Origin of the sequence: Acinetobacter sp. WU_MDCI_Abxd143 (assembly GCF_025514195.1) — a bacterium.
In the GTDB taxonomy this organism is placed as follows: domain Bacteria; phylum Pseudomonadota; class Gammaproteobacteria; order Pseudomonadales; family Moraxellaceae; genus Acinetobacter; species Acinetobacter pittii_H.
Map to the genome: position 1 here is coordinate 476,249 of NZ_JAHPTH010000001.1, position 17,134 is coordinate 493,382.

Genomic DNA, 17,134 nt, shown 5'->3' on the forward strand with positions numbered 1-17,134 from the left:
AAAAAGAGATTTATCTACAAATGGATAAAGCTCATCTTTACTTTTCCATAAAACTTTCGACAAATCTTTATTAATGAATTTTATTCACTTTAACACAGAATTAGTTAGTTTGTCTCAACATGAATTTTATTTCACTATTTTTATTTACGATGAATTTTGGTATCTCCAAAAAATTAGGAAAATTAACACGATTTTATGAAAATTTTTTAAGTAGTTAAAAAAATATGAAAACCTAAAATAGACCTTATAAAGGTCTATTTTTTAAAACATTAAAAGCTACTGTGGTGATACATTTAAACTAATAATTGTATAGCTCTGATCCTTAGGTTTTAATTTCAAATTTAAAGGAGCGGTTACTTCTACTAGATACTCTCCAGCTTTTGGAAAGCTAAGCTCAACCTGACCGTTTTTTTCTGCTTTAAACTGCTGAACTTATTTGTCAGTTGCGCCCTTTTCTCTTAAATTCACTTCAGCATAAGCTAAAGGCTGTCCTTTTTCAGTGATAGCTAATTTAACAGGCTGAGTAACTTTAATCTGGTTAGGATGTACAGAGAAACTAACTTTAATCAGTGTATTAGGAAGCTGAATATCTGAAACTTTTCCTTTAGAAAGGTAACTCTGCAATATCCACTCACGTGTTACTTGCTCTGTTTTAATTGTTTTTGTTTTAAGATCAGCTGGAATCACATATTCACGCTCTGCTTTTGGTGGAGCTTTATCAGCTGACATATCAAAAAATAGATGCCAAGCTTTTTGGTCATATACGTATTTTAAAGGGTAACTCGCCTGGGTTTGAACAATGTAGGTCCCTTCTTCAGGTAGATCTACATCAAACACAGTTACAGACTTATGCAGAGCCTCTGAGTTGACAGTTTTAAGCTCCTTTTTAGGTGTAATTACAGTAAGCTTAGCATCTTTTAAAGCATATTCACTATTTAGTGCTTCTTCAGCATAACCAGCAATTACTGGTACTTGGGTTTGTTCTGTTTTATAAGCTACAGGAGCTACATAAGGTTCGTGAGCAAAGCCTGTTGTACATATCAATGCAAGTCCCGTCATTAGAAATCTATTCATTATTACAAAATCCTGTTATACGCAAAGTTAAAAATTTCAGACAAAATATAAGCGGATACAGTATACACAAATAAAAATAATTCTTATTATCATTAATAAATTTAATTTTATACAAAAAAAGACCCGTAGGTCTTTTCTTATTTAATTTGATTTTATTGCTGCTTCACTTTTGGAAATGTCTGCTCGAAATCAATTAGCTTATAGCTTTTCACTAAATCATCTGGTCCATAAGATACTTCGTATGAGATTTCTTTACCATTAAAATATGCTTCTGTCGGAGTCCCAAACACTTCCCAAAGGCCGATTGAAGCCACATCTGCTACACCATGACCAAAAGCTCTGCCGACTTTCACCCACTTTGAATAACCTTGCTGAAAAGTATAGATCTCAACGCGTGTTCCATCACGGTATTCTGAAAGTACAGGCGCACCAAACTCGGCAATCACATAATTACGAGAGCTGCCTGGATTTAGAACATTTAAATTTTTTTTACTTGGTTGATTACCTGCCATAAATACTGCGCAACCAGACATAGATAACATAGCCATACCTATAAGGCAGGTAATAAATAATTTTCTCACGTTTTAGCATCTCTATTTTTAGATATTTATACAACTTGTTGTAATGACTAAAGTATTACGCGCTAATCATATATAATTTTTAAAAGTTTTTCGATGAATTATTCCATATAAAATTTAAATTTACCTCATTTAAATACGTAATCATTTTCTCATTAATTTAGTTTTTTATTATTCTGTTCACTTTTCCCTTATACTTCTCTTTTTTGTGTCTTCCCTTAACTTATTATGGCGTCCCCGCAATTCCCTCTTTCTACACATCAACATTATTCTCTCTTTTTGGCAATTTTCTCACTCGCTGTAGGTGGTTTTTGTATTGGAACCACTGAATTTGTCGCAATGGGACTGATTCAGGAAATTGCAAATAATTTAAATATTACAGTACCTGAAGCTGGTCACTTTATTAGTGCCTATGCATTGGGTGTAGTTATTGGTGCTCCTATCATCGCTATTCTCGGAGCCAAAGTTCCCAGAAAAACTTTATTACTCGGCTTAATGCTTTTTTATGGTGTTGCTAATGCGTGTACTGCTTTAGCTCATACCCCTGAAACTGTTTTAATCTCACGTTTTATTGCAGGTTTACCACACGGAGCATATTTTGGAGTCGGAGCCTTAGTTGCCGCTGAACTAGCGGGTCCATCAAAAAGAGCTTCTGCAGTTGCCCAAATGATGATGGGACTTACTGTCGCAACTGTCATTGGTGTTCCTCTCGCAACATGGTTAGGCCAAAACTTTGGTTGGAGAGCAGGTTTTGAGTTTTCAGCAACTATTGCTTTCGTCACTTTAATTGCTGTTGGATTCTTTGTACCCAATATCCCAGTTCAAGCTACTGCCAGTATCAAAACTGAATTAGCTGGCCTTAAAAATATCAACATGTGGTTAACACTAGCAGTAGGCGCCATCGGTTTTGGAGGCATGTTTTCAGTTTATAGCTATGTTTCACCAATTTTGACTGAATACACACAAGTTAATATCCAAATCATTCCTATCGCCTTGGCTATTTGGGGCATTGGTATGGTTATTGGAGGATTAGCGGCAGGATGGCTTGCAGATAAAAACCTCAACAAAACGATTGTAGGTGTATTAATTAGCTCAGCTATCGCTTTTGTAGTCGCTAGTTTTTTAATGAGTAATATCTATACTGCCATCGCATCTTTATTTTTAATTGGTCTCACAGTAATGGGACTAGGTGGAGCTTTGCAAACCCGTCTAATGGATGTTGCAGGCGACGCCCAAACATTAGCAGCGTCACTCAACCATTCTGCCTTTAATATGGCCAATGCATTAGGCGCATTTTTAGGAGGATGGGTACTCAGCCATCAAATGGGTTGGATCGCTCCAATCTGGGTGGGTTTTGTTTTAAGCCTTGGCGGACTGATTATTTTGCTTATCGCATTTGCAGTAGAAAAAGCCAGCAAAAAAGCTTAATTAAAGAAAAGGCTAACTTATTACTTCTAATCAGTTAGCTTTCCTCCACAGTGTGGACAATAACATTTTTTCTCACGACTGGACTCTTCTTCCTCTAATACTTTTTCACGCATAATTTGAATAATCAGGTTATGCGCTTGCTCTTTTGGCAGTCCTACTTTTTGACGAACTCGTTCTATTTCAATTTCATCATGTAAAATATCAATGCCTCGTGCTTGAAGTAACTCACGAAACTCTTGCTCCAATCTTTGATTACGTTGATTAAGCTCATTTGCGAGTCCAGACGCCAAAATACCAGCCGGTAATGCCGCAATCCCCACACCCAAAATAGTAATAAGCGCTCCTAATAACTTTCCTAGGCTAGTTACCGGAGTAACATCGCCATAGCCCACTGTAGTTAAAGTAACCACCGCCCACCACATAGATTTAGGTATTGAACTAAAAGCTTCTGGCTGAGCCTTATTTTCAACTACGTAAATTCCAGAAGCAGTCATAATAATCATGATAATTAAAATAAAGATAACGGCTTGAAAAGATCCCTTCTCACGTTTAATTACGCATAATAATATCTGTAGCGAGATGAAATAGCGTGTTAATTTTAATAAACGCAGTAAACGTAAGATCCTAAGCATACGAAGATCGATTCGTACAAAGAAATTTAGGTAAGCCGGTAAAATTGCCATCAAATCAATTATAGCTTCACCGCTTTTCATCCAGTTCAAGCGGGTTTTCCATGCAGATTGTGTCGTATCTCGATCAGCAATACTCCACAATCTTAATAAATATTCGATACTAAAAATTGCGATTGAAATATTTTCAAAGTAGTCAAACCAAATACGATAACTTGTGTACAGATCATTTACCGTTTCCAATAAAACCGCAGCGACATTGCCAACAATTAAAACAACTAAAAAATAGTTAATGCATTTACTTACCGTAGTTTCATAGTCATGGTTATGAAGATTATTATAGAAAAACTTACGCAATCCCTTCAAAGCTGAATTTTGCATATGGCTCTGACCACTTGATAATGTAGATATAGTAAGCGCTTAGTCTGTATTCACCAATATAGTCTCTAACAATTTTTACTTTTACTGACTTCAATATTTAAGCCTTAAAATTTACTTCATGCATCAATCGGCGGCTACACATCGGAATTCATTCTCTTCCCACCACATCACATCGTAGATACCGGGATGTGATTTTAAAATAATATTTATATAGTTTTGCAGCACCATAATATGATGAGTAATATCAAGTTTTCTAAATAGAAACTTTCTTAAAATTGGCGTATTTGGAGAAATAAAAATTGCGAATCCATTGCTATATTCTTCATAAACACTGATTCCAAGATACATTGTTATTTCAGGTAGAGGAATCTCAATTTGCCACCCCCATTTCTCACTATATAGTTCTATATTTAAATGATATCTATTCTTTAATATACTAAAAATATACTGTGCAATATCTTCAGTTTTTTGAACTAAAATACCGCCGTCATCAGCATGCGTTTTTTGATTATTTAATTGATAATCATCAAATTTAAATTCAACAATTGTCTTTAACATTCTTAAGTTCCCTATATAAAATACTCATATTTTTTTTAATTATTATTAAGTTCGTTCAATTATTTTAAAGCAAAAAACGTTTTAATATCTAGAGTAATATTTATTTTTACATTTTCATTAAATAAAATTTGATCTATTTATTATTTTTAAAACTAATTATGTATAAAGTCTCAGTTAAATAAAAAAGGAGCTGAATAATCAGCTCCTTTTTTGCACTAAATCGAGGTATTAAGTCAATTGAGCAGCTTGGATTTTTTTAGTATCAACTTGATCAGCTTCTTTAGTATATTCGCTCATCTTGTCGAAGTTTAAGTATTTGTAGATGTCAGCAGATGCACTGTCGATTTGTGACGCATACTGTTGATATTCTTCTGGGCTTGGTAATTTACCAAGTACCGCAGCTACAGATGCAAGCTCAGCAGATGCTAAGTAAACGTTTGCACCTTGACCTAAACGGTTCGGGAAGTTACGAGTAGAAGTCGATACACAAGTTGTGTTCGGCGCTACACGTGCTTGGTTACCCATACATAATGAACAACCAGGCATCTCTGTACGTGCACCAGCACGGCCATAGATGTTGTATAAGCCTTCTTCCATTAATTGGTGCTCGTCCATACGAGTTGGTGGAGCCAACCATAAACGAGTAGACAATGAACCACCAGGTACTTTGTCAAGTAACTGACCAGCTGCACGGAAGTGACCGATGTTCGTCATACAAGAACCGATGAATACTTCATCAATCTTGTCGCCTTGAACGTCAGAAAGAAGTTTCGCGTCATCTGGATCGTTCGGGCAGCAAAGAATTGGTTCTTTGATGTCAGCTAGATCGATTTCATAAACTTTTAAGTATTCAGCATCAGCATCAGCTTTTAACAAGCTTGGGTTATCTAACCACTTCTGCATGTTTTCAGCACGACGAGCAAGTGTACGTGCATCACCATAGCCTTCTGCAATCATCCACTTCAACATCGTGATGTTAGAACGTAGGTATTCAGCAACTTTCTCTTCAGAAAGTGTGATTGAACAGCCTGCAGCAGAACGTTCAGCTGACGCATCAGAAAGTTCGAATGCTTGTTCAACAGTCAAGTCATTTTCCATTTCTGATAAATCGATCTCAAGGATACGACCAGAGAAGATGTTTTTCTTACCTTTCTTCTCTACAGTTAAATCACCCGCTTGAATTGCATAGTAAGGAATTGCATGTACAAGGTCACGTAAAGTGATACCAGGTTGCATTTTACCTTTGAACTTAACAAGTACAGACTCAGGCATATCAAGTGGCATAACACCAGTTGCTGCTGCGAACGCAACAAGACCTGAACCCGCTGGGAATGAAATACCGATTGGGAAACGAGTATGTGAGTCACCACCAGTACCTACTGTATCTGGAAGTAACATACGGTTTAACCAAGAGTGGATAATACCGTCGCCTGGACGTAGAGATACACCACCACGGTTCATGATGAAGTCAGGTAATGTATGGTGAGTTGTTACGTCAACTGGTTTTGGATACGCAGCAGTGTGACAGAAAGACTGCATTACTAAGTCAGCTGAGAAGCCCAAGCATGCTAAATCTTTTAACTCGTCACGAGTCATTGGACCTGTTGTATCTTGAGAACCAACAGTTGTCATCTTAGGTTCACAGTAAGTTCCTGGACGGATACCTTGACCTTCTGGTAAACCACATGCGCGGCCAACCATTTTTTGAGCTTGTGTGAAGCCTTTGCCAGTGTCAGCAGGTTGTACTGGAGTACGGAACAAAGTAGAAGGTGCAAGACCTAATTCTTCACGTGCTTTAGCAGTTAAACCACGACCAATGATCAAGTTAATACGACCACCAGCACGTACTTCGTCTAAAAGTACAGGAGTTTTAAGTTCTGCTTCAGAGATTTGTACGCCATCTTTAAAAGCAGTTACTTTTGCAGCAGCATGGTCAATCTTCAATACTACTTCGTCGCCCATGTTCATGTTAGCAACGTCGATTTCTACAGGTAATGCACCTGCATCTTCCATAGTGTTGAAGAAAATTGGAGCGATCTTAGAACCTAAGCACACACCACCATCTTTTTTGTTTGGAATGTGTGGAAGTTCATCACCAAAGAACCAAAGAACAGAGTTAGTTGCAGATTTACGGCTTGAACCTGTACCAACAACGTCACCAACGTAAGCAACTTGATTGCCTTTCGCGATAAGTTCTTTAATTTGGCTTAATGGACCAACTTCACCAGGTTTTTCAGGGTTGATACCATCACGCTCGTTTTTCAACATTGCATTTGCGTGTAATGGAATGTCTGGACGGCTCCAAGCATCTTGAGCTGGAGACAAGTCATCAGTGTTTGTTTCACCAGTTACTTTGAACACAGTGATTTTGATTTCTTCTGGAACATCAGGACGGCTAGTGAACCATTCTGCTTCAGCCCAAGATTGTAAAACAGCTTTAGCAGCTTCATTACCAGCTTTTGCTTTATCTGCTACGTCATGGAATGCATCAAATACAAGAAGAGTTTTCTTTAATGCTTCAGCAGCTAAGCCTGCAAGTTCAGCATTGTCAAGAAGTTCAACAAGTGGTGCTACGTTATAACCACCTAACATAGTACCGAGTAAGTAAACTGCACGTTCTTTAGAAACGAGTGGTGAAGTTGCTTCGCCTTTTGCAATCGCTGCCAAGAACGCTGCCTTTACGTAAGCTGCTTGGTCAACACCTGCAGGAACACGGTTTTCAAGCAAATCAACCAAGAACGCTTCTTCGCCTGCTGGTGGATTTTTTAGTAATTCAACAAGCTGAGCTGTTTGAGCGTCATCAAGTGGCTTCGGTGGGACTCCGAGTGCGGCACGTTCTTCAACGTGTTGGCGGTAAGCTTCTAGCACGGTGTTCATTCCTCTTTTTTTGAAAAATTACTTGCAAATTCCAGCTTTCTTAAAAGCTTCACAAGTAATATGGACTACAAAAGTTTACTAGAGTTCAAGGTAAAAGTTAATGAGCGCGGGGTGTTTCTCCGTGATGCCCATTATTTTGTATCTAAATACCTGTGTTTAAATAACGAGCATATTGGGCCGAATTGAGCTTTTTTTGAACAAATTAAGCTTTGATTGGATAGAAATTCGATAACCTCATCCACAATTAGAACGATTTATATTTTGGCATTTTGTCATGAGGGGTTGCCAAACACTCATCCATCATTTGCTTTCTAACTTTTTCTTGAATTGCTTGAGAATCTTTTGTCAGTTCTTCTTTTGGAATTGCGTAAACTTTTTCAATAATATTAAGAATGAAATTTTTAGTTATCTCATCTTCAATCTTATTTGCATGCTCGACAGCCTGAGTTTTTTCAATAGCTTGTTGACGATCAAAAACAATACTTCTAGCTGCATTTCCTACGCTAGTACAAAAGCCGTGCCATTGCTCTTCTGGCGTTAACGGTTTCTTTTCTGAACAACCGACAAAGAACAAACTCACTGCAATCAATAAAATCTTTTTCATCACTTCACTACACTAATTATTGCTGTTCATATCATACGGAAAATCATCATTTTTGCAAAAACTGCTATAAAAAAACCGAGATAGCAAAATCTCGGTTTTTTATATTAAGCATTAGACATGCCTGTTTCATAATTTGAATTAATTAAAGAATTTGATATCCGTAGGTGTTGATATTTTTGCTGCATCGCCAGCTGGTTTTAAGGTGCCATTTTCTGCATCAAAACGGAATAAACTAATATTATTACTATAAACATTGGTTACATATAGATATTTACCAGATGCATCAAATGAGAACGCGCGTGGTTCAATACCATTGGCTTTATAAACTACTGGTTTACCAAGCAATCCATTCTGTTGGATTTTAAATACTAAGAGTTTATTGTCCGCACCTCGATTGGCAGCAATCACATATTTACCATTTGGACTGAGAATAATTCCACTCGCGCTCTTAAATTCAGGTGTTTTGTCCTCATGGATCAGTTTCAGCTCAGCCACTTTTTTCAAATGACCATCTTGCACATTAAATGTCACAATCTCACTTCGCATTTCTGCAGTAACATACGCTTGTTTGCCATTTGGTGAAAAAACCATATGGCGTGGGCCAGAACCATGGGTAAAAGTCACATCTCGAGTGCTATCCGCTTCGAGTGGTTGAGGGTTGTTTGGGTTATAACGAAAGGTGTAAATTTTGTCATTTCCAAGATCGCTAGCATATAGATACTTACCGTCTGGGCTGAAGGTTGTCGAATGTGCATGACCACTGTCCTGACGGCCTTTGACGTGACCAGAACCTTCGTTAAAAACAATATTTTGTACTTTTTGACCTAAGTGGCCATTTGGTAAAATTGGTAAAACAGCCACACCACCACGACCTTTATCAAATGCCGAATAGTTCGATACAAACAAGAATTTACCGTCTAAACTGATTGATGCATGTGTTGGGTGCCCACCATGGCTATCCACAGTGTTCAATACTGCTACCTTTCCATTTTGAATTGATAATGCAGTCACCGCTCCTTCATTTTCTTCATTAGTGGTATATGCAAAACGTCCATCTTTCGACGTCACAATCCAAGAAGGACTTTTCATTTTCAATACATTAACTGGAGTTAAAGTTCCATCGCTATTTACTTGAAGCTGATACAAACCTTCACTGGCCTGTTTTGGTTTTTGCACAAGTGGTGCATCAGGAATTGATGTCCATGTTCCGACTAAAGCAATTTGTTGTTGTGCGGCATTTACGGCGGAGCCCCATCCCAATGATAAAAGCGTCAATGACAATGTTGCTGTTAACTTTTGAATTAGCTCACGATATTTAATATTTGTATCGCTTTCCTTGCTATATTTAATTTCAACACAAGTATCTATTTTCACTGGTATATCCTTGAAAAATTACCTTATTTACACATATCAACAAGGTATCATTAATTTAATTTCGTTTGATAATTCTGAAAACTAATTTATAAAACAGCAATTTTCAAGTGAATTTTCTTTAATCAGAAGCCTGATGAAGGTTTGCGAACCTATAGGAGAATGGATCGTGTATATGATAAATATTCAAATTTTTAAGTCTTATAAAGAGGTTATCAAATAAAAAGCCCACTTGACGTGGGCTTTTTATTTATGAGTCGTATTGAAACCCATTAAGGCATTTCCGATACTAACGTACTTTTAATGCTTGATTTCCAACCACTAAAAACGCCAGTTATAGAAAAGGTCGATTGCTCTTTCTAAAGACTGACTCGCTTCTAGATATAAACGTCGATTCATTTGATAACGTAAAGTAAGTTTATTTACTGGCGTAAATACTCCGACACCATAACGAATAAACAGATCTGGTGTGATATAACCCGTTAAACTCACTTGCGTATCATCACCTGTACCTTGTGCATCTAAAGCTAGGCCGCTCAAACCAAACGTACGTCCAATCTGGTTAGTTAAAGCACGTGTACCACCTAAGCCCATACTAATACCTGCTGCAGCAATGGTGTTGTTTACATCAGATTTAAAGCCCTCTGCATTACTCAAGCCACTCGAACCTTCATTAATACGCCCAGTAACAAGCGCATTTAATGCTTCTTGTTCAGATAAACCTGCATCGTTATAAACCTGAATGTTTGGTGAGGACGCCGTACCTGTAACACGAACCCCCACCATACTACCCTGAACATTTTTATTCGCATCGATATCTAAAGTCGGGTTTGCCAATGGTCCATTAAAACGGGCAATTGCTCGGTTCAAGTCTAGACTTTGCCCATAAGCTTCAATTTTCACTTTTTGGCTAACACCAATCGCCCCGTTAGCTCTCATTGCCGTCTCATAGCCACGTTGGCTTAAGTTTAAACGGCCAACCAATGGAATGTTACTGTTAAAGCCTTGGAATATCACTTGTTTTCCAATATTAACGGAAATATCAGCTCGAATATCCCAAGGTTTAGCAGCCCGTAAAATTGCAAGTGGGTCTTGACCTTGGCGTACGATACGAACATCTGATGAAGTATTAATAATTGGAGCAGTTGTTTCTGGCATTGAAATACGTGCACGAGGAACATCTACAGATCCTTTTAAGCTTAACCGCTTATCAAAAGGATACATATCAAGTGTCAGGTTCGGGTTGGCAATTGCAGTAATTAATGGAGCTTGACGCACCAGTAAATTATCACCTTTCAGATTTAATTGAAGGCGTGGTGCATCTTTCCATTCAAAACTACCTTTGAGTAAACCCACACCCTGTCCACTGTTAAATGCTCCATCAATTGTTGCCATATCTTGACGAATTGATGAGTAAACCTGAACGTTGGTTAAGTTAACTGGCAAAGAAATCATACTGATTGCACCATTTTTCAGACGCATTTCACCAGTAAACTGAGGTTGAGTTAATGTACCGTTGATTTTACCTGCCAAGGCTAAGGTACCACTCATTGATCGAACATCTTGGATAAATGGTTTTAAAACTTTTAATTGAACATCATTAAAAGCCACCTCACCATGCATTGGCATTGAAGACTGGAATGGGTTGATAATAACGTTCGCATAACCCGTACCAATATCAGGTGTTTTAACATCAACTCGAAATAACAGTCCCTCTGATACACTTTTTGCAATCACGCCTAACTCATCATAAGCCAGAGTAGTTGCAGGGTCTTGCGGATCTTCAGCAGCCAAACCAATTTCACCTTTACGCGTAATTAAACGTGCATCAAGTTTTGGATTACCGCCATTTACCCATGATGCTTTGGCATAACCATTTAATTGTCCAGTCATTGCCAAACCTTCTGGCATAAATGCCGCGAAGTCGCTTAAATCCATGTTCTGAGTTACAAAAGAAACATTACCTCGTGCTTTACTCACTCGTAGCGGCTGATCAAAACAGAGTTGACTGTTAGTACTTTGCCAGCAATGTTGACCTACATATAGCTCAGACTTAGCAGAAGAAAAAATTACCGGAGCATTTTGATTTTGTGCCAGACGAATGCGTCTTGAATCAAAACTTCCTTTTTGGATTTGTCCTAACCAATCATTATTTTGGTTAAAACCACCTGCTAACTGAACATAGAACTTGGAAATACTATTATTGCCGAGTACTTTCAATAAATGCGCTTTTCTTGTTCCTGTTAAATTCACTTCAGCAGACTGAATTTGTCTATTTCCACTACGCAAATTATCTAATTTTGCGGTTAATTGAGTCGGTGTTGTTTCCGAAGTTGGAAGCTCACCTTGAATACTCAATCTCTTTACGCTGACTAGTGTATTAAAAGCAAAATTATCTACTGCAATATTTGCTGTTGCTTTTAAACGTGGTTGTGATTGAACATTCAGATCTCCATAAGCTCGACCACGTAGCCCTGGATATAACTCGTAGAGTGCTGGCGCATTCAGCTTAATTTTTAGATTTTGTGCATTGCCAGTAGCTTGTAGCTGGTTCTGTCCATACACTAAAAATAAGTTATTTGCTTCAAACTGCTGAGGTAAAAAGCCATTTTGATTGGAATCCATCAATAGAGATAGATTACCTTTACCTCGAACAGGTTTATTATTCAAAAAGCCTGCAAGATTCAATTGTTGAATATTAATTCGCTTTAAGTGATCAGACCAAACCCCTTGAGTTTTCAGGTTTCCTGAAATTTCACCTTTAACAGTTGAGGCAAAATATTGAGGTTTAAAGCGTACTAATGAACTATTAATATCCCATGCAATGCGGTCTTTTAAATTGACAGAACCAGTAGCATAGATTTTTCCAGCCACACCATCGTGTTGTAATTGGCTAATTCGAATAAAATCTGGCGTGCCCGCTATAGAAAACTTCAACAAACCATTTGCCTGTTTTAAGGCTTTTAAAGACCCGTCATAATTAACCGCAAAGCCTTTAAAACCGCCGCCAGCTTTAACATCATGAAATAATAATGCTGCTGTACTTTTTCCACCTAAACTTACAGTTTCTTGACCTGCTTGAGCTAATCGACCAGTTAAATCAATTTTCTCAAACTGAATAATTTGCTGGTTTGGTTTAGCGAAACCATTTGCCTTAATCGAACCGTTTAATAAATTGACCGGCGCTGCTGCATGAATACTTTGCGGATTAAAATCTTTTGCATTTAATAAAGCATTCCAAGCCAGCTGACGTTTTTCAGTAGGTAATAAAACTTTAGCCTGACCTGTTAAGCTACCTTTTTCAGCAGCAAAACTAAAATTAGGCACATTTAAGATATTATCTTTAACATTTAAATTAGCTAGATATTGTCCTGCTGGCAATAAAGTTTTTTCATGCTGATATACTTTTGTAGCAACCTTAATATCTTGTTGACCGTCACGTAATGTTAAATCGACTTGACCATTGTCACTACTTAACCATCCAATATAAGGCATTGCGCGGTCTATATTTGCCCACGCCACATTCATGAGCATTGGCTGAGATTTATTATTCTTTTCTGGCGCCTGATTAAGTTTGAGTTTCCATGACTCGTAACGGTCAAAGTCAATATTAGCAAATACTTCTGTACCTTTTTCCAAAGACCCAGTTGAGGCAACAGCAGCATCTAAACTTGGCGGTAAAAAGTCTTGAACTACCTGAGGAATTGCTTTGTCTTTAGGACTAATGCGATCTAAACGGCCTTTGATGTCCCAAGTCACATGATCTTTCCAACTCACCAGACCTTTAAGATTAACGGCACCTTTCATAACTTGGCCATTAAAATCAGTGATATTCAACTGATGAACCAAATCAGTATTCATTAAAGCGTTGTACTGACCTTCAGGTAAATTCTCACCTTTTAAATCTGTATCAAGTGCCAAATTAAGCTGTTTAATATCACCTTGAAACTTGATCACGCCATTTTTTGCAAAGAGTTTCTGCTCTTGTAATAAAGGTAAGTGATAGTTTTTTAGTAATAATTCACCTTGCATCGGAACTTCATCACGAACAGGGTGCAATACAACCCAACCTGTTAATAGATCAGGACTAGTTGTTGCAACCCCAGCTTTTATAGTATCTAAACTTCCCCGAGCAGCCACTTTAATATTCTGAATATTTAAACTTTTTAAAGATGGGATTCTTAAATCTGCTGTGGCATCTAATGGATATTTACCACTAAAGTCCATTTTGCCTGTGGCGTTGTGGACTGAAAGATAGCCCATATCCATACTGGATTTTTCAAATTCTAGTTTTGTCTCTGACCAGAGCGCATCTTGCAAATGGACATTATAGAAACTTACATCTGAACTCGACAATTTAAGCTCTAAATGATCAACATCACCTTCATCTACGCGTAAAACAAAGGGCAACTTGATTGGTTTAAATTCAAACGGTTTACCAGAAGGCGGAGTTTTATTAATAATGCGTAAGTTGCGCACATCTGCATGGCTTAAATGTACTTCTTTTTCTAATAATAAAGAACGCCATCCTAAGCCTACATCAGCTCGATCTAACGAAACATCAACGTCTTTTAATTGCACTAACACATTTTTGAGAATAATGCCTCGCAATAAGTTGCCGCCTTCATATTCATATTTAATTATTTTCTGAGCTTCTAATACCCGATCTAATAAAAAACGACTGCCGCGATCCGTTGACATCATGATGACTAACGAAGAAGCTAATAATAACAATATGATCAATATCGTCAGTAAGAAGCTACGCAAAATGCGACGCTTCTTCTTAGGAGAGCTTGGTGCCGAAGTGGGCTGCTGTTCTACTTCCGCCATAAAATAAACCTAATAAAATTTTATTTTTAAAGTTGTGGGCCTATAAAGAAATGTAAACGAATCGGATGATTTTCATCTGAAATACCCGAAGCGACATCTAAACGGATTGGCCCGATTGGAGACTTCCAGCGAATTCCAACCCCAACGCTATAAGCTGCCGGATTATTAAAGTCTTTATCGTAAGCATTACCAAAGTCAGAGAAAACAGCTGCTCGCCATCCATCTTTGAACTGATAGTTATATTCTAAAGAACCTACAGCTAAAGCTTGGCCCCCAATTTTATATCCATCTACTTCTGGAGAAAGACTCTTATAGTCAAATCCACGAATTGTTTGGTCACCACCCGTAAAGAATCTAAGATTGTACGGAACTTTATCAAAGTCATCCGTAAAGATGTAGCTAAGATCAGATCTTCCAACGAATTGGTGATCATCATTTTCACCTAGAGAATAAATAAATCTCCAACCTGCACTCGCAATTGCCATATTGGCATCAGAGAGTAAACTCTCACTACCTAATTCTAATTTATAAGTTTGTTTAAAAGCTTTGGTTGGGTTTAAACGCGTATTACTCGAGGTTTTAGAAGTTTCATAACTAAATAATAATGCTTCTTGCTCAGATGCAGCCGTTTTGAACGCATCCGGTAACTCAGAAATATCAACATCCCCTTGTTGAGTCAAACGGTCTAAACGATAACGGACCCCAATAGTATGTTGCCAGTTCCCTAGTGGACGTTTAATTATTCGCTCACCCCCAACAACTGCGGATTCAGTAAGCAAACTTACATCTGGACCAATATCATCACGTGTTTCACGCTCATATCCGCCCACGATATTAAAATAGTCATTTAAAGGATGTTTATAAGGAATACTATATCGGCCATCAATAGATTGACGAATTTGCGAGACTTCTAAGTTGGCATCAAAAGAATGACCATACTTATTTACAATAGAACGGCGATACTGACTACGTAATCGCGCACCTGTATCGGTCCCGTAACCAATACCAGTTTCCAGACTATTTAGCTTATCTGCATTTAAAGTCACTATAACCGGAATTCTTTTTGTTTCTCTGGCTTGGGCTTGTAAACGGTCTTGTTCTGTTTCTTGTTGATCTTGTGGAACTGCTGCACTTTGCAACATCGCTGTTTGAGGCTCTGCCTCTTTTGCATTTTGCGTTCCAGCAAACTGTTTTTCATCTACTACGTTTTGTGTAACTTCTTTATTCGACGTCGCTAATTGACGTGCTTTCGCAAGTTGGCGTTGTTCTGGTGATAATAAATTAGACTCATCAACATCAATATTTTGCTCATCGACCAAAGCTTGTAAATCTGGCGGTAGCTCAAGTGGCTTTTCAATCGGATCTGGTTTAATGCTATCAACTAAGGTGTAATTAAAATAGCGTGAGTTAGTTAGATTGTTTGCTAACACATTTACACGCCAGAAGGCATAGTCATCACCTTCTTTCCAAGGTGCCATACTTTCTAAAATATTTTGATTTAATGGTAAAGGTTTCGAGGGATCGCTCATACGAAACTCGACCTTATCTAATTTATAGCGCTCACCAGTCTCGTAGCGTAAATTGATATCAGCCTTATTTTCTGGCTGACTCACTTTCACGTCGTGCAGTCGCCAATAGGCATCAAAATAACCATTATCAGATGCTGCATCGACAATACGGCTTTTAGTGGTTTCATATAAACCATGGTTAAAGATATCACCGACATCTTGATCAGGAACTAAACGAATAACCTGAAATTGCGGCTGCTTTTCACCTGGACCTGTAAATTCAATATTTTGCTCATTAATCCGTACTGGCTCATTTGGCGTAACTCGAACACGTACCCGACTTGGACTTAATTTTTCAAATCTGAACTCAGCATTATAATAACCAACAGCTTGCGCAGCTTGATTACTCAATGTCCTAAGCTGAGGTAAAGCAGCATTAAAGTCTTCAAAGGACTCTTGGGTAAATGTTGATAATTTACCTTTAATATTTTTAGCCAGCACATCTGAAGCGCCTTCCACTTCTGCACTAATACGCGGTACTTGTTCCATCGGAATTGCACGCGGCGGACGCACTTTATTTAAAATACGCTTAAAGAAGCCTGCTTGTTCAGGCGGTTCTTCAACTTCTGGCGTTAATTCAGGCAGTGTTTTTCCGGTCTCATTGGCTTCAACTACAATCTTACTGTCAGATTTAATCTCTTGCATGAGCTGATCAATATTTACAGGTGCCTGATTAATTTGATTTAATTCAGATTGAGTTGCATCGCTTACAGTAACTTCAGGCTGCTTTTGTGCCCCATTTTGAAAGTTCTGTGCTTCACTTTTAGCTTCTTCCGCTACCCTATAAATTTCATTTGCCATATTTTGGTCAACAGGCAAGTCGGGTAAATCTTCAAGATTATCAAGAGTAATTGGCTTAAATTCATCAATTTGATTTGGAAATTGTTCTTGTTGTTGCAATATAGCCAAGCTATCTTGTTGCTGCTGAGCTTGGGTCACAAGTGTAGCAATATCTGTAACTGGAGCAGTGTATTGTTGATTAGTCTGAGCTAATTGTTCAGTTGACTCATCAGATACGGTCTTGTTTAAAATGGATGAACTATTCTCAACAGAAGTTTGAGCAAAACTTGGCGTTACAAAAACACTTAACAACAAGCTGCTACAAATAAGTTTAGGAATGCCCTGCATTTTTAAAATTAAATGCATAGAATGAGAGAGAGTTGACTGTTTAAACTTAATTTTAGAAGGCATAGAAAACTCTAGACTTATTTTTTAATAAAACGCACCAAGGTAAGT

Annotated in this window: 8 protein-coding genes and 2 pseudogenes; 1 reads left to right on the forward strand and 9 read right to left on the reverse strand. The window is 37.8% G+C overall.

Annotated elements, in window-relative coordinates; all coding sequences use genetic code 11:
• Positions 1-276 precede the first annotated feature (276 nt).
• Positions 277-1,074: pseudogene (locus tag KTI79_RS02250) on the reverse strand (DUF4198 domain-containing protein).
• Between the two features lie 152 nt (positions 1,075-1,226).
• Positions 1,227-1,655, reverse strand: coding sequence for a hypothetical protein (locus tag KTI79_RS02255; protein ID WP_032054136.1), 429 nt, complete (start codon positions 1,653-1,655; stop codon positions 1,227-1,229).
• Positions 1,656-1,880: 225 nt separating this feature from the next.
• Between KTI79_RS02255 and KTI79_RS02260 the strand changes: the two genes are divergently transcribed.
• Positions 1,881-3,080, forward strand: a complete 1,200-nt coding sequence (locus tag KTI79_RS02260; RefSeq protein ID WP_032054137.1) for an MFS transporter — start codon at positions 1,881-1,883, stop codon at positions 3,078-3,080.
• A 26-nt stretch (positions 3,081-3,106) separates the two neighbouring features.
• On the opposite strand, the gene KTI79_RS02265 is transcribed toward KTI79_RS02260, so the two are convergent.
• The 7 genes and pseudogenes from KTI79_RS02265 to KTI79_RS02295 form a co-directional block, all read right to left on the reverse strand.
• Complete coding sequence (locus KTI79_RS02265) at positions 3,107-4,090, reverse strand: ion transporter (RefSeq protein WP_057074548.1); 984 nt, start codon at positions 4,088-4,090, stop codon at positions 3,107-3,109.
• 123 nt (positions 4,091-4,213) lie between these two features.
• A complete protein-coding gene (locus KTI79_RS02270) occupies positions 4,214-4,648 on the reverse strand; it encodes a hypothetical protein (RefSeq protein WP_032054139.1) in 435 nt (144 codons plus the stop codon).
• Positions 4,649-4,876: 228 nt separating this feature from the next.
• Positions 4,877-7,516: a bifunctional aconitate hydratase 2/2-methylisocitrate dehydratase gene (locus tag KTI79_RS02275; RefSeq protein WP_032035482.1), complete on the reverse strand. Its 2,640-nt coding sequence runs from the start codon at positions 7,514-7,516 to the stop codon at positions 4,877-4,879.
• A gap of 253 nt (positions 7,517-7,769) precedes the next feature.
• Positions 7,770-8,132, reverse strand: a complete 363-nt coding sequence (locus KTI79_RS02280) for a hypothetical protein (RefSeq protein WP_079284201.1) — start codon at positions 8,130-8,132, stop codon at positions 7,770-7,772.
• A 135-nt stretch (positions 8,133-8,267) separates the two neighbouring features.
• On the reverse strand, positions 8,268-9,503 hold the full coding sequence (locus KTI79_RS02285) for a lactonase family protein (protein ID WP_032054141.1): 1,236 nt from the start codon (positions 9,501-9,503) through the stop codon (positions 8,268-8,270).
• A 318-nt stretch (positions 9,504-9,821) separates the two neighbouring features.
• A complete protein-coding gene (locus KTI79_RS02290) occupies positions 9,822-14,330 on the reverse strand; it encodes a translocation/assembly module TamB domain-containing protein (protein ID WP_086376117.1) in 4,509 nt (1,502 codons plus the stop codon).
• Positions 14,331-14,356: 26 nt separating this feature from the next.
• Positions 14,357-16,861 (reverse strand): annotated as a pseudogene (locus tag KTI79_RS02295) (autotransporter assembly complex protein TamA); the annotation flags it as partial.
• Positions 16,862-17,134: the final 273 nt, after the last annotated feature.

Excerpts from the sequence above, each read along its gene's own strand:
- KTI79_RS02260 (WP_032054137.1), top strand. The coding sequence starts at position 1,881 with ATGGCGTCCCCGCAATTCCCTCTTTCTACACATCAACATTATTCTCTC.
- KTI79_RS02265 (WP_057074548.1), bottom strand. The coding sequence starts at position 4,090 with ATGCAAAATTCAGCTTTGAAGGGATTGCGTAAGTTTTTCTATAATAAT.
- KTI79_RS02270 (WP_032054139.1), bottom strand. The coding sequence starts at position 4,648 with ATGTTAAAGACAATTGTTGAATTTAAATTTGATGATTATCAATTAAAT.
- KTI79_RS02290 (WP_086376117.1), bottom strand. The coding sequence starts at position 14,330 with ATGGCGGAAGTAGAACAGCAGCCCACTTCGGCACCAAGCTCTCCTAAG.